The sequence below is a fragment of the Acinetobacter sp. YH12231 genome (genome assembly GCF_013417755.1).
Lineage (GTDB): Bacteria > Pseudomonadota > Gammaproteobacteria > Pseudomonadales > Moraxellaceae > Acinetobacter > Acinetobacter amyesii.
Genome location: NZ_VPDJ01000009.1, coordinates 104819 through 118016 on the forward strand (window position 1 = coordinate 104819; position 13198 = coordinate 118016).

The following is a 13198-nucleotide window of genomic DNA, read 5'->3' on the forward strand; positions in this document are numbered from 1 at the left end:
CTCTTTGGCATCATCTTGGTGTCGTCACCAACTTATCTACAGATCAAAATTATTAAACCTCGCCTCAGCATTTTCCATGAGCCGAACAATCTGCAAGAGCATTCTAGTTTTATCTTACTGCTTTGGAATTTTGACTGTGTTGCAGTTATGAATATTAACTGTATTTGATTTACGAAAAATGACCTCGCTAGCCAATCAATTTTGAAGAAATCTCAAGATTACGTGGTATTTGAGTGAACGCTTTTAGAAGAAGATATTTAAAAAAAATTCGCACTACTAAATATTTGATGTAGGACAGTCGAACTAGAAAACACCTGCTCGAATGAGCAAATGGAATTGAGCAGTCTGACTATTTTTTGAGGTATAGAATCTGGATGTGAACGCCAGATGAATCATCATAAATATTCATCTGGCAAGATGTTGGCAATGTAACTATAACAGCAGCAAACGTTTGAAATCGCAAATATCTAAGCAACTTAATTTAGCGGATATAGCCTTTTTTAATCATGGCTGAGAATAGGAACTCGTAAACTTTTAATATCATGCTCACCAAATGAAAACCATAGCTTCGCCATAAAGACAGTCCGACAAAATTAAGCAAAACAGCGATGATCAACGCGCCCGCCATATCCATTGGATAATGCACACCTAAATAGACTCTCGACCACGCCACAAGAAAAGCGAATGCGAGAAATACATAGCCGACGGTTTTTTGCTTTGAAAATATATAAGAAAATGCAATCGTGCTAAAAAACAGCATGTGATCACTCGGGAAGGATCCATTCGGTGAATGTTCTATAATCGTGCGTCCGACGTCCAAGACAAAGGGTCTAGGATAGTAAAAGAAACTCGAAATCACTTGGCTGATAAGAAAAGCGACGATTGTAAAAACTGTGGCTTTAACGATTTGTTTTTTGGTGTCAAAACTGCCTTTAAACCAAGCCAAAAACATCAAAAGAATCACGATATAAAATAGATCATTGGCAATAAATATGGCAAAAGAAATAGTGAAATCTAAAGCATTGTCCGAAGCATTGATTGAATTAAATAAACTTAAATTAAATTTCTCTATATTCATGAGATGGTTTAAAAAATGAAAAGATCATAGCACTCTGTAAAATCAAAAATTGCGTTTTATTCATATAAAGATTTTTCAGTATGTAACCGTAGAGTTTATTTATGAAAAAGTGATGGCTCGAGGCTGAATCCAAATTAAACCCAATGTTATACCAATCGTTCTATTTGAAGAAAAATTTGCAATGGCAGTGCTGCCTAAATAAGCAAAACTGTGCAAATATTCAGATCATTGAGTAAATCATTGTATACTAGCTTTTTCTTCTGAACTCAGAACAAACTGTCGATCTAGACCGTTTATTCATTTAGTGAATTTCGATGAGTACTCTATTACTAATTACCTCCTCACCCACTTCGATATTGGCTTGGCATGCTTTGGGTCTTGCCCAAGCGCTGAAGCAAAAAGGCGAAAACTTTCGGGTTTTTTTCTATCAAGATGGTGTAAATGTCGCAAATGCCCTGCAATGGGTGCCAGATGATCAACGCAAACTCAGTAGTGAATGGCAAAAACTCGGCATTCGTTTACCTGTTTGCGTAAGTGCAGCTCTCGCACGTGGGATCACAGATCAGGAAAATGCACAGCGTCACAATATTCAGCAACATAATCTAGCTGAGCAATTTGAACTTGTGGGCCTAGGCGAACTCGCCGATGCCGTACAAGCTGCTGACCGTTTATTGCAATTCTAAGTATTTTGATTGCCGCGCATTTGTAGCATTGAAAAGGAAAATTACGTGAAATCTGTACTGGTTGTTTTAACCCATGCAAATCTTGCAAGCTTACAAGTACATGAAAGTCTTTCTGCGACCATGGTGCTTGCAACCTTCGGCTGTGACGTTAAAGTATTGCTCAAAGATGCTGCGCTAAGCTTACTTCAAGCAGAACAAGAGTTTAGTCAGCTCAAGCATGCGTTTAAACTCGCTTCCAACATGGTTGATAGCTTTGAGTTTTACGATCTCACCCCGATTTATATTGAACAAAAAAATTCACAGCATCCATTTGTAATCAACAGTGAACAAGAACTTGAGTTTGTTCAATTCAATACTAAATTAATTCAACAATTTGATCATGTGTTGTATTGGTAAAAGAGGAATGATGATGTCAAATTCTACGCTGTATTTAGTCCAAGCCAGCTACGCCAATACCCTACAGCACATCCAGCAGTTAGCCAGTTTAATCAACCCTGAAGATGCGATCATCTTGATGGGTGAAGCAGTCTTACATATTGCAGATGAACAAATTCAGCAATTTGGCACATGTTATGTACTTGAAAATGATGCTGAGATTTTAGGTAAAACTATGAATTATAGTCATATGAAAGTAATCGACTATGCCGCTTTTGCTGATCTATGCCTGAAATTTAAAAGATGTATTTCACTCAAATAATTTGAGTAAAAGCGATCCATTTCTACAATCTTCTCTTTTGGAATGAATATGAATCTTGAATTAGACCAAGATGGCCATTTGGTGGATTACACTATTTGGAATGAAGCTGTTGCCCAAGAACTGGCTAAAAGTTTAGAACTTGAGTTAAGCCCTTGGCATTTTGAAGTTTTACAAGCTGTACGACAGTTTTATCAACAGTTTGGTCACTCACCGGCAACTCGCCCACTCATTAAATTTTTAATGAAAACGGTGAGCGCTGATATTAATAATGCGGTGTTACAAGACAAATTTAACACGGGTTTGGTCGCTCGGCATTTAAGTCGTTTAGCGGGAATCCCTAAGCCTGCAAATTGTTTGTAATTTTAAAGCAATCTAAATGCCGCTTAGGCTATTTTGGCTAAATAGATGCAAATCAGCATCTTGAAGAAAGCCATAAAACAGCTTAGGCAGGTTTTAATTGGTTGAGAGCGATGTAATAGGCTTGGGTAAATATCGGTTTGACCTGTTTGGCTTGGATCGGTTCAGCACAACATGAGCACACCAAAACCGGTTTAAATTTTTGCCCACATGCCTGATGCACATATTCAACAGGTGATCCTAAGCCCTGATCCATATATTGATCGGCCCAATGTGTCATAGCTAAAAGGATTGGATACAAGTCTAAGCCTTTTTGCGTCAGTCGATATTCAAAACGTTCCTGACGCTCGACATAAGCAACTTTGGTTAAAATACCCTCTTCAACCAAACGCTTTAATCGGTCGGATAACACATGACGCGTCACACCGAGATTTTGTTGAAAGTCATCAAAACGTCGAATGCCCATAAATGCATTACGGATAATCAACATGGTCCAACGATCCCCTAGCACTGAAAGCGCACGAGCGATTGAACACGGTTGTTGACCAATATCATCCCATTTCATTTTATGAACCATCAAAAATAACGACCAACACCCAATTTAATTCATGCCTGTTGATTTTGCAAAATCCTTTTCAATAATCTTTGATATACAAATCATAAATCAACCTTCATTTCCAATCATTTATTTATCGGCTTGATCTGTGAATGAACTAAAAATGTATTTTGTCTTTATTGTCTTCAATGATTTCTAGCCATGCACGCGTTGCGGGACTCATGGCAACAGTGGTATTCCAGGCCATACTGAGTTTCCAGTCTAGGTTTGGATTTTCTAATTCAGCCATATGGTATTTTGCCGCATCAAGTTGTTCACAATAAATTTTAGGCAGGAGTGCAATCCCGACATTTGAATCTACCATTTTGGCGATGAAGTCCCACTGGCTACTTTTACACACTACATTGGGCTCAAATCCGACGTAGTTTGCCGCCTGTATGATGATGTCATTGAGTGTGAAGGTATCATCATATAATAAAAAGGATTCTTCTTTTAATTCAATCAGCGATACTGTTTTTCGCTTACGCCACTGTGAGTTTTTTTTGGACAATAGACACAAAGGTGACTCCATCACTGGAATACCACTCAGCACCGGTTTCAAGTGACCCAAAATAATCCCGACGTCGACCTGTTTTTTTAAAATGGCACTTTCTATACCTGTCGCCCCAACCTCAAAAAAGCTCAGTTCAATATTGGGGTATTTTTTATGAAACAGCGCGATTAACTGACTGAACAACACTGATGCCAATGGCGGTAAACCTAGGGTCAATTTACCTTGTTTTAAGGCACGAACTTGGGTAACGGTATCAAGCATCCGTTGTTGTTCATTCAATATCACTAAGGCATGCTGATAAATCTGCTCTCCCATATAGGTGAGCTGTGCTTCCCTTTTTCGACCTGCTTCTCCTTTATGAAATAAAGGCACGCCGATCTCGTCTTCTAACTGACGAATTAATTTACTAATGGTCGGCTGAGTGACAAAAAGCGCTTCTGCTGCATGACTAAAACTCTGTTTTTGTACGATGGTCACAAAGACTTTTAGGCTTTTAATGTCCATTATTATTCCATTTAAGCATAATTAATAATTAATTATTCATAATTATACAGGGTATGCACTTTTAAAATAGCGTCATCTCCTATTCTACTGTCGTCTCATGGATACGTTTCCACAATCTACTTCCAAATTTACCCAGTTTCTTAAAACTTTAGCGCAGCTAAGTTTATTGATATTGATCTGGTGGATTGGCTCTTGCATTCAATCTTGGTTTAACTTGCCGATCTCTGCTGGCGTGATTGGTTTATTGCTCCTTTTAGCCGCATTGTTGAGTGGTTTATTTAAAATGCAGTGGATCAAACAAGGCTCAGATTTTATTTTGGCTGAACTGGTTCTATTCTTTATCCCCTGTGTAGTTGGATTAATTAAATATCAAGATTTATTACTCAGCTCTGGCTGGCAGTTAATTTTAGCCGTGGTACTGGGTACCGTCTGTGTCATGGTGTTTACAGCATTTACGGTTTATTGGGGCTTTAAACTCGAGGCAAAACTTAAAGCGAAACACCAAACTGCGACAGATCATGATGTCAACACAGCAGGAAAAACCTTATGAACGATTTTGGGTTGAACAGCATCTCTGTATTGTTTTTCGTCCTGACCCTTGTCGGTTATATTTTGGCGAAAAAGCTACATCGTAAGTTACCGTATATGGTTCTTTCCCCTGCACTATTCGTCCCGTTTGTGCTGATTATACTCATACTTTGCTTTCATATTTCATATGACACCTATATGCAAGAAAGCCAATGGATTGTATGGATGCTCGGCCCTGCCACTGTGGCCTTTGCTATTCCCATCTATGAATATCGACAAATTATCCGTCAGCATGCGCTGAGTATTAGTTTGGGCATCGTGATTGGCATGTTAGCAGGAATTATCAGTGCTTTTTATTTGGCACAGTTGTTTCAGTTTGACCAAGAAACGTCTTATAGCTTAATGGCACGTTCCATTTCTACCCCCTTTGCCATGGAACTTACCTCGAATATTGGGGGTTCAGTCGAATTGGTGATTCTATTTACCATGATTACTGGGATTGCCGGCGTGGCTTTGGCTGACCTAGTTTTGGCTGGGCTTAAATTGCATTCACGCTTTGCGCAAGGTGCGGCTCTTGGCAATGCTGCACATGGATTTGGTACAAGTAAGGCGTTATCACGTCATAAAGAAGAAGGTGTTGCAGCCTGCTTGAGCATGGTACTAGCTGGGGTCTTTATGGTATTGCTTGGGCCATCACTTATTCATTTGGTCATTTATCTATTAGGATAAAATAAAAAGCCCAGTGCATTAGCTGGGCTTTTTTTAAATCAGGAGTTAAGTCATTTCACTGTAAAACTAAGCAATTACATAATGAAGTGCTATGACAAACGCTAAAAGACTCGACACCTCTGTGATTTCAATCGCTGCACCAATTGTATCTCCCGTTACGCCACCTATACGCTGAATAAATTTCCATCGTAAATACAGTAAAGTACAAATAAACGTAAATATACTCACAACTCCAGGCCAGCTAAAATACAAACATGCACTTAGGCAGAGTGTAAATATCATGTATGCCGACTTTCGTGGAATAGTTGCTGCTATCGATGAGCCTAAGCCTTTTTCACGGACATACTGAGTTGTTAAAAACAAAAATAAAGGGGCTAAACGACCCAACATTAGAAATACAATCAATGCCAAATACATTTGCTGTTGTAGCAAAACATAAAGTGCCGACCATTTGAGTAAGCAAATCACGACGAGGCTCAACACACCAATCGGCCCACATGCAGGGTCTTTCATGATTTTAAGTGTACGCTCGGCATCACCAAAGCCACCGACCCACGCATCTGCCGTATCTGCTAAACCATCTAGATGTAAACCACCTGTGAGCCAAATCCAGACCACAAGCAAAATACTGCTAAGTAAGATGATCGGCAGGCTGTGAAATGTGAAAGCAAGCAAGGCAAGAATGCCGCCAATCAACAATCCCACCGCTGGATAAAACAGCAAAGACTGTCCATTTTGCTGTTTCGATGGCATCGCTTTGAGTTGAATCGGGAAAGTCGTGAGAAACTGGAGAGCAATCCAAAAAGGTGTCATTCACTTTGCTCCAAAATACGAATATTTGCACGATTTTTCACAATGAATGAATTTAATTGTCCCAATTCGGCAGTCATTTTTAATAAATCATCTAAATGACTTTGCTGTGCCATACATTTTAATAATTTAATCACACCACCATGGGAAACCAATAAAACGCGGTCCCAATGATGCTGTTGAGCCTGCAAAACTAGCTCATCTAGACCGCTTAATATCCGTTGTTGAAATTGCTGAAGACTTTCTGCATTCGGTGGCGTAAATGTACTTGGACTTTGCCAAAACTGTGCGAGTAACTCTGGAGTGTTTTCATAGATATGCTTGGTTGATACCGCTTCCCAGTCGCCAAAATGCATTTCTTGAAATTTCGCATTTTCAAACATTGGACATTTAAGTTGTTGAGACAAATCTAAAGCAAATAAACGGCAGCGCTGCAAGTCAGAAGTGATGATGACATCCCAGCTCGCTAAACCGTGTGTATGTATGACGTTCAATACATCATCTATGGTCTGCTGCATCTGCTGCCAACCTTTTTGCGTCAAAGCATCATCTGTAGAGCCACGTAAGGTATGGCTCAGTTCAGTCTCACCATGACGCAATATATCTAAACGGAAATGTTCCATTTAAACTTTTTCACCAATCACAGCAGCTTGTGCGAAAGTCGCCATGTTATTATGTAAGCGACATGCCAAACGAATTAAACCCAAGGCCGCACCGGCACCGCTGCCTTCACCTAAACGTAAATTCAACTTTAAGAGTGGTTCAGCTTCAAGGGCTTGAAGTAAACGTTGGTGCCCATATTCAGCCGATTGATGACCAAAGAGCATCCAATCACGCACCGCAGGATTTAAACGAATAGCAACCAAGGCCGAAACTGTACTAATAAATCCATCCACGACCATTGCCAAACCCAATTGCGCACAGCGAATGTATGCTCCAACCATCGCGGCAATTTCCAAACCACCTACAGCACATAGAGCTTTAAAGACATCTTGGCCGACATAGTCCTGATGTAAAGCTAAAGCTTGATCAATCACTTGTTTCTTATGTGCCAATTGTTCAGCACGAATACCTGTACCAACACCTGTCAGTTTTTCGGCCGGCTCATTAAATAAAAAACATGCAACAGCAGAAGCCGAACAGGTATTGCCAATGCCCATTTCCCCTGCGACATAAATAGACGCACCTGCAGCGATAGCATCTTCAACACTTTTACGGCCGAGATTCATCGCTTCAATACATTGTGATTCGCTCATCGCAACAGTTTTAGCAAAATTTGCTGTACCCGCTGCAATACAGTAGCGCTCTACCCCTGCATATTCATAAGCGTCACCTACCGAACCACAGTCAATCACTTGTAGTTTGGCTTGATACTCACGTGCAATGACACTAATACATGCACCACCGGTCGTGAAGTTTTGTAGCATTTGGCGTGTGACAGCTTGAGGATAGGCCGAAATATTTTCTTCCATCACACCATGATCACCTGCAAAGATGGTGATCCATGGAAAATCCATATTAGGCTGATCTGTATTTTGTAATGATGCAAGTTGCACCGCAACATTTTCAAGTTCTGAAAGCGAGCCCGTAGGTTTAGTTAGCTGTAACTGGTGATTTGACGCCTGTTGCTTAGCTTCGATACTTGGATTTTGACAGGGTTCTTGCCACCAGTTCATGCTTTATCTCCTTTTAAGATCATTGGAAAACCTGCAACACAAAACACCACATGGTCAGCGATTTGACCAATTTGTTGATGTAAGCGCCCAGATTCATCGACGAATTTTCGACTGATTTGTCCCATGGGAACAACGCCCAGCCCAGTTTCGTTACTGACTAAAATAATGTCTGACTTTAATGTCGGCAGCACCGTAAGTAATTTTTGGCATTGATGCTGTTGAAAGTCTGCTTGTTCATGCAGCAATAAATTACTCATCCACAGCGTTAAACAATCGATAAGAATGGTTTGATGAGCTTGGTCTATTTCAACTAAGCGGTCGGCTAAATATAGAGGCTCTTCAATCAGCCCCCAATGTTCAGGTCGGTCTGCTTGATGATGCTGAATTCGCTCCTGCATTTCATCATCATAGGCTTGTGCTGTAGCCACATAGATGACGGCTTGAGCACTTTCTTTGGCTTTTTGTTCTGCAAGTCGGCTCTTACCTGAACGCGCCCCACCCAAAATGAAATGAATCATGACTGTGCCATCTCTATATTTTGTCTAAACTGATGTTGATAATAAGGACTTAATGCCCCTTGTAGTACTTGAGCCTGATAATAACCAAAAGTCAGTTGCTCGCTTTCAAAATCAAAGCAGTGCTGTTCAACTTGTTGGATTCTTTCAAAAATATCATCGCTATTCCATGCCTGTTTATACAAGCCCAATGTGATATGCGGACAATATTCGATCGGTGCAATTTCATTCGAACTTAAATTAAAAGCTTGACGTAGATGCTCTAACTTACGATCTAAATCCACAATTTCAATAAACAGCGCGCTTTGAAAGCTATTGATCTGACCTGTACGTAACCGAATATTAGATAGCGATAACTGTCGAAGTTGTTGTTGGTGCAGTGCCAATTCATCTGCTGAGAAATTATCATTCCATCGTTGTTCAGAATGATCGATTAATTGGGTTTTATTTAACTCTTCAAAAAAGCCACAAATAAACACGGTGATATGAAATTGGCGCGTATTCGGCGTGTATAAAATATCTGAAAACTGCGCTCGAAGTGCTGTGAGATATTCCAATAATTCAGGATCCTGTATTTCTAGATACCACAAAGCATAGTGCTGACGACCTTGATGCCAATCGGGATAATCCTGATTGAGCGTCGGTACGACTTGCGTTGAAGGTTTTAAAAACACAGATAAATCACTTTAAATTCAATCTGCTTTATTAAAGCATGAATCAAAACAGACTTTGCCCAATTTTGATTTAGTAATATTCAGTTAGAACTGAAATTCATTCATCTAAGAGCTTTCTTTAATAAAAAAATGCCGAGTCATACTCAGCATTTTTGATTCAATATATATTGCGCACAGATAAGCATTATATTTTAGGCAAATTTCGCAGTATCTTTCTGATCTTGCGTTACAGCATGGTTTTTCCAAGATGTAAACTGCTCTGTGGACTGATCAGAAAAATGCTGCAACTGTATCATTACATTGGCCTCAATCTGTTCAATACGTTCCAGTTGTTCAAGCTCGTTTGTCTTTTTCAGTTCTGAAAATTGCAACTGGATAAAGTTGATAACCTGTTCCATCGAACATTGATTTACACTCACGGCATACATCAAACCATAGACAATCCCTTGCTGTAGGTGCTTTGTCTCCAGTCCATATTTCAGATTGGTCGCCAACGAGCCCAACACTCGTTCATTAATTGCAAGTTTACGTAAAGGATCTCGTGCCACACGCGCACATGGATCTTTATACGCATGTTCACAAGAGTTTATAAAGCTTTCTGCCAGTCGTGTTAAATCAAAAGCACGATTAGGTAAGCATCGTGCTAAACCAGCCTGCACCTCGTCAATGAGTTCATGCATAAATTGATCAACACGATGATCTGCAAGTGCCACACCTATGGTTTGATGATTGAACAGTGCAGATTGCCAAGCCAACATGGCATGTACGCCATTCCATAAGCGATTTTTGATTAGCTGAATATCTTCAATATGATCGACCAAAATCATTTGACGCATTTTTTCTAACAAAGGACTGTTATTTTCTACATAGATCGGCATGTCAGACTCAGCATTGAATAAAATTAAATCCATGCTTTGCAATATATGACTTGGGTGGAAATTTCGGCGCATATCCTCAACATATAAAGTGGCTTGACGTTCCTGATCAGGATTTAATTTCGTCGCATCTTCTAAGTCTAATTGAGCATTCACTTCAACTTCATCTAATTGAAATTGTTTGAAGATATTATATTTTATACGGAGCTGACGATATAAGTTTTGGTCACTTAACTTAGATACCATGCGGTTGACCACGGTATCGCAAAAATAGTGTTGTTGCATGATTTTCTCTGCAACAACCGCTCCAGCAAGCTCAGTTAAAGCCTGTTTTAAATGTGACATTAATAATTGTTTTGCTCCGACTTTGTTCAAAATGATCAGCATCGTTAGAGGTTCGATGGCTTTCTCATCATGTGCAATATGTCGTGCATACATGCCTTGTGCAATGGTTTTGGCCTCTTCTGCAATCGCTTTTTCAGGCAAACAGATGGCAACCAAACTTGACTCTGTGTACATCTCTTGCATCTGCTGAATATTTTCAGCATCAATGACTGCCATGTTTTCAATGCGTTCGTCATAAGACAATTGACCATAACGAATACAGTAGGTACCAAATGCATTGACCGCAGAGCGATATAGAGGGTTACGAGTCGATGCATAAATTTTTTTCGGGCGTGTATAACCATCCCAATGCGACAAAATTTGTGCTAAATAACCACCACCAATCGCCCCAAAACCATGAATACCAACAGTGAGCTGATTAAGGGTTTGTGGAAAAGCCTCTTGCACATGCGGCATCTCTAAATGCGCAGTGAACGAGTCAAGTTCCGTCAAACAGTCATACATACATTCATAATAATATTTGGCTTTGGACAGCATGTTTTGATTGGGCGATTTAATATCTTTAAACAGTACGGTAATACCGCCAGCGTCAAAGGCCGAAGTCACACCATTTTCCGAGTCTTCAAACATCAAACAATCAGCAGGATTTAAATTCAGCTTTGCGGCAGCACGCATAAATATTTCAGGATGTGGCTTACCATTTTCAACTTCATCGCCACAGACTAAGACATCAAAGAACTTATACACATTGGCATTGATGAGATATTCTTCTGCGATTGCACGGCGACTCGATGTTGCCACGGCCATCCTCAGTCCTGACTTGCGTAAGCGTTCTAATACTTGAACCAAGCCTTTTTTGATCGGTACACCAAACTGACGAACATGCTCCAACTCTAATTCATCTGCGCGTTTGCGAATATCTGCGTATGGAATGTTTTCATCATATTCGGCTTGGGCCAATCGATGCGCGCTTTGTGCACTTAATCCCAAACAATTCATCAGATATGATTCGGAAAACTCAACACCGATCAATTCAAGAGATGCCTGTTTCAATGTTTGAAACCGTAAACGTTCAGTATCAAACATTGTTCCATCCATATCAAAAATGGCGCCCAGAACCAAATCATTATTAAATTTAAGCATTTAACCTCCGTTATTTTTTATGTGAAAAGAATAACGGAGAAAACTATTGATTCAGTACTTTGAGAATTAATGAAACAATTGTGGTTATTTTTTAATCAAAAAGCTTGCTTTTAAAATCTATTTTGTAAAATCAATCGCTGATCAAGTAACATCATGTAATCAAAACCCACTGTTGTCAGGATGGTACGGTCTACACAGTGATCTATTGCTGTAAATATACAATTCACTGCAATTTCACTCAGTAACTCGCTTCACGGTTTGAGTTTTGGTTTGAAATAAAAAGAATACGATCAGACCGAGCATCACTAAAAATAAAAAATAATACGGAAATTCTTTGTGCCACTGATATAAACCCGTACTAATCAGTGGCCCGACAACAAAGCTCAAAGCCTGAGTGGCTGTACACCAACTTGCCACCTTAGTCTGTAACGCACTGGGCGCCGTTTGCGCTGCACCCGTTGTAAATGCAGGGATTAAACATGCAACCGATATACCATATAAAAGATATGTAGCTTGAAATATCTGTAATTCAGTGGTGAAAACCGAAATCAGCAAGGCTGCTGCCATGCTAAACAGCCCAACCCACAGTAAGCGATATACGGACCAATTTAAATACTTAGAAATCAGCGTTTGCATAATCACCAAAGCGATACCCACGACGAGAGAACACTCTGCAAAATGCACTGCACCCTCTGCAGCAGTCATATTAAAGCGGTCTTGAATATAAAACCCTGCCGTTAAATTTACGGTCACGATGGCAAGATAGAGACTGAATCCCAACATTAACCATGGATAGCATTGCTGAATGCTCAAATCTGTAGATGGTGACTCATGCTTTTCTGTCACTGGCTTTTCAACGCTATGCTGTTCTGTATGTCGGTCAAAGCTGAACACCAAGACCACAGAAATCAACGCTAAAATAATGATTGCAGCCCACAGCGGCGTCATGATTCCACCAAAGCCCAGCAGCAAGGTTGTTAGAAATGGACCAATGATCACGCCTGCACTATTTAATGCACCAAATTTTGACATCGCTTGTGAACGATACTGCTCATTGCTAAAACGGGTCATCACATAAGTTTGCAAGGCAATCTGTGGCATCGCCATAAATACCCCAGTCGCTGCGCGTGACAACATCAATAAACTAAACAGCAGCAACATCCCTATATGAACAGTAAGGCCATACATCAACACGGCTGTAAATAGCCCCCATGTCACAGCCATGCCCACAAAACCGATACTCAAGAGTTGATAAATCGAAAACTTAGATTGATTTTTTGAAATGTAAATGGCACCGACAGCCATCAGCAGCGCACCGACGGAAACCATCGCGCCACCTTGTAGCTCAGTAAGTTTTAACTCACGAACCAATGGCGCCAACAGCGGCAATATCATCGAGAAACTTGCACCATTGGCAAGACTGGCGGCAATAAACAGTTTGTTATTTCGATCCATTATTTTTGTTATCCATTTTT

General features: G+C 40.1%; 16 protein-coding genes. 6 read left to right on the plus strand and 10 right to left on the minus strand.

The annotated features are described in order from the left end of the window. Nucleotides 1-481 precede the first annotated feature (481 nt). The gene (locus tag FTV11_RS06945; protein WP_180026274.1) at nt 482-1078 is read right to left on the minus strand and encodes a phosphatase PAP2 family protein; all 597 of its coding nucleotides are present in this window, start codon (nt 1076-1078) and stop codon (nt 482-484) included. Between the two features lie 314 nt (nt 1079-1392). Between FTV11_RS06945 and tusD the strand changes: the two genes are divergently transcribed. The 4 genes from tusD to FTV11_RS06965 are packed head-to-tail and all read left to right on the plus strand — an operon-like array spanning nt 1393 to nt 2818. Beyond that, nucleotides 1393-1761: a sulfurtransferase complex subunit TusD gene (gene tusD / locus FTV11_RS06950; protein WP_078190984.1), complete on the plus strand. Its 369-nt coding sequence runs from the start codon at nt 1393-1395 to the stop codon at nt 1759-1761. 45 nt (nt 1762-1806) lie between these two features. Further along, nucleotides 1807-2157: a hypothetical protein gene (locus FTV11_RS06955; RefSeq protein WP_180059611.1), complete on the plus strand. Its 351-nt coding sequence runs from the start codon at nt 1807-1809 to the stop codon at nt 2155-2157. Nucleotides 2158-2170: 13 nt separating this feature from the next. Next, nucleotides 2171-2458 carry a DsrH/TusB family sulfur metabolism protein gene (locus tag FTV11_RS06960; RefSeq protein WP_180073630.1) on the plus strand — a complete coding sequence of 96 codons (288 nt, stop codon included), beginning with the start codon at nt 2171-2173 and terminating at the stop codon, nt 2456-2458. A 48-nt stretch (nt 2459-2506) separates the two neighbouring features. Continuing rightward, nucleotides 2507-2818, plus strand: a complete 312-nt coding sequence (locus FTV11_RS06965; RefSeq protein ID WP_111884335.1) for a TusE/DsrC/DsvC family sulfur relay protein — start codon at nt 2507-2509, stop codon at nt 2816-2818. 82 nt (nt 2819-2900) lie between these two features. Here the strand turns inward: FTV11_RS06965 and FTV11_RS06970 are convergent, their stop codons facing one another. Then, a complete protein-coding gene (locus FTV11_RS06970; RefSeq protein ID WP_078191046.1) occupies nt 2901-3380 on the minus strand; it encodes a helix-turn-helix domain-containing protein in 480 nt (159 codons plus the stop codon). Nucleotides 3381-3528: 148 nt separating this feature from the next. Continuing rightward, nucleotides 3529-4428, minus strand: a complete 900-nt coding sequence (locus FTV11_RS06975) for a LysR family transcriptional regulator (RefSeq protein ID WP_180007851.1) — start codon at nt 4426-4428, stop codon at nt 3529-3531. A 97-nt stretch (nt 4429-4525) separates the two neighbouring features. On the opposite strand from FTV11_RS06975, the gene FTV11_RS06980 reads away from it, so the two are divergent. Together FTV11_RS06980 and FTV11_RS06985 are read left to right on the plus strand one after the other, a co-directional pair. Continuing rightward, nucleotides 4526-4978 carry a CidA/LrgA family protein gene (locus FTV11_RS06980; RefSeq protein ID WP_180022109.1) on the plus strand — a complete coding sequence of 151 codons (453 nt, stop codon included), beginning with the start codon at nt 4526-4528 and terminating at the stop codon, nt 4976-4978. Further along, nucleotides 4975-5685, plus strand: a complete 711-nt coding sequence (locus tag FTV11_RS06985) for an LrgB family protein (protein WP_180073631.1) — start codon at nt 4975-4977, stop codon at nt 5683-5685. The genes FTV11_RS06980 and FTV11_RS06985 overlap by 4 nt, the downstream gene beginning before the upstream one ends. A 66-nt stretch (nt 5686-5751) precedes the next feature. Here the strand turns inward: FTV11_RS06985 and FTV11_RS06990 are convergent, their stop codons facing one another. From FTV11_RS06990 to FTV11_RS07020, 7 genes are all read right to left on the minus strand, one after another. Further along, the gene (locus FTV11_RS06990; protein WP_180073632.1) at nt 5752-6498 is read right to left on the minus strand and encodes an adenosylcobinamide-GDP ribazoletransferase; all 747 of its coding nucleotides are present in this window, start codon (nt 6496-6498) and stop codon (nt 5752-5754) included. After that, nucleotides 6495-7118 carry a histidine phosphatase family protein gene (locus FTV11_RS06995; RefSeq protein ID WP_180073633.1) on the minus strand — a complete coding sequence of 208 codons (624 nt, stop codon included), beginning with the start codon at nt 7116-7118 and terminating at the stop codon, nt 6495-6497. Before FTV11_RS06995 ends, FTV11_RS06990 begins: the two co-directional genes overlap by 4 nt. Continuing rightward, nucleotides 7119-8171 (minus strand): nicotinate-nucleotide--dimethylbenzimidazole phosphoribosyltransferase, encoded by a 1053-nt coding sequence (gene cobT, locus FTV11_RS07000; RefSeq protein WP_180073634.1) that lies wholly within the window; start codon nt 8169-8171, stop codon nt 7119-7121. Next, a complete protein-coding gene (gene cobU / locus FTV11_RS07005; RefSeq protein WP_180073635.1) occupies nt 8168-8689 on the minus strand; it encodes a bifunctional adenosylcobinamide kinase/adenosylcobinamide-phosphate guanylyltransferase in 522 nt (173 codons plus the stop codon). Before cobU ends, cobT begins: the two co-directional genes overlap by 4 nt. Next, entirely contained in the window at nt 8686-9360 is a 675-nt protein-coding gene (locus tag FTV11_RS07010; protein WP_180073636.1) for a 2'-5' RNA ligase family protein, read from the minus strand. The genes cobU and FTV11_RS07010 overlap by 4 nt, the downstream gene beginning before the upstream one ends. Before the next feature lie 191 nt (nt 9361-9551). Further along, nucleotides 9552-11723, minus strand: coding sequence for a bifunctional mannitol-1-phosphate dehydrogenase/phosphatase (gene mtlD / locus FTV11_RS07015; protein WP_180073637.1), 2172 nt, complete (start codon nt 11721-11723; stop codon nt 9552-9554). A 234-nt stretch (nt 11724-11957) separates the two neighbouring features. Continuing rightward, on the minus strand, nt 11958-13178 hold the full coding sequence (locus FTV11_RS07020) for an MFS transporter (RefSeq protein WP_180073638.1): 1221 nt from the start codon (nt 13176-13178) through the stop codon (nt 11958-11960). Nucleotides 13179-13198: the final 20 nt, after the last annotated feature.

Bases quoted from the DNA above. Each gene is read 5' to 3' on its own strand.
- FTV11_RS06965 (WP_111884335.1), top strand. From the start codon at position 2,507: ATGAATCTTGAATTAGACCAAGATGGCCATTTGGTGGATTACACTATT.
- FTV11_RS06980 (WP_180022109.1), top strand. From the start codon at position 4,526: ATGGATACGTTTCCACAATCTACTTCCAAATTTACCCAGTTTCTTAAA.
- FTV11_RS06945 (WP_180026274.1), bottom strand. From the start codon at position 1,078: ATGAATATAGAGAAATTTAATTTAAGTTTATTTAATTCAATCAATGCT.
- FTV11_RS07020 (WP_180073638.1), bottom strand. From the start codon at position 13,178: ATGGATCGAAATAACAAACTGTTTATTGCCGCCAGTCTTGCCAATGGT.
- cobT (WP_180073634.1), bottom strand. From the start codon at position 8,171: ATGAACTGGTGGCAAGAACCCTGTCAAAATCCAAGTATCGAAGCTAAG.
- FTV11_RS06995 (WP_180073633.1), bottom strand. From the start codon at position 7,118: ATGGAACATTTCCGTTTAGATATATTGCGTCATGGTGAGACTGAACTG.
- FTV11_RS06970 (WP_078191046.1), bottom strand. From the start codon at position 3,380: ATGAAATGGGATGATATTGGTCAACAACCGTGTTCAATCGCTCGTGCG.
- tusD (WP_078190984.1), top strand. From the start codon at position 1,393: ATGAGTACTCTATTACTAATTACCTCCTCACCCACTTCGATATTGGCT.
- FTV11_RS06985 (WP_180073631.1), top strand. From the start codon at position 4,975: ATGAACGATTTTGGGTTGAACAGCATCTCTGTATTGTTTTTCGTCCTG.
- FTV11_RS06975 (WP_180007851.1), bottom strand. From the start codon at position 4,428: ATGGACATTAAAAGCCTAAAAGTCTTTGTGACCATCGTACAAAAACAG.
- FTV11_RS06960 (WP_180073630.1), top strand. From the start codon at position 2,171: ATGTCAAATTCTACGCTGTATTTAGTCCAAGCCAGCTACGCCAATACC.
- mtlD (WP_180073637.1), bottom strand. From the start codon at position 11,723: ATGCTTAAATTTAATAATGATTTGGTTCTGGGCGCCATTTTTGATATG.
- cobU (WP_180073635.1), bottom strand. From the start codon at position 8,689: ATGATTCATTTCATTTTGGGTGGGGCGCGTTCAGGTAAGAGCCGACTT.
- FTV11_RS06990 (WP_180073632.1), bottom strand. From the start codon at position 6,498: ATGACACCTTTTTGGATTGCTCTCCAGTTTCTCACGACTTTCCCGATT.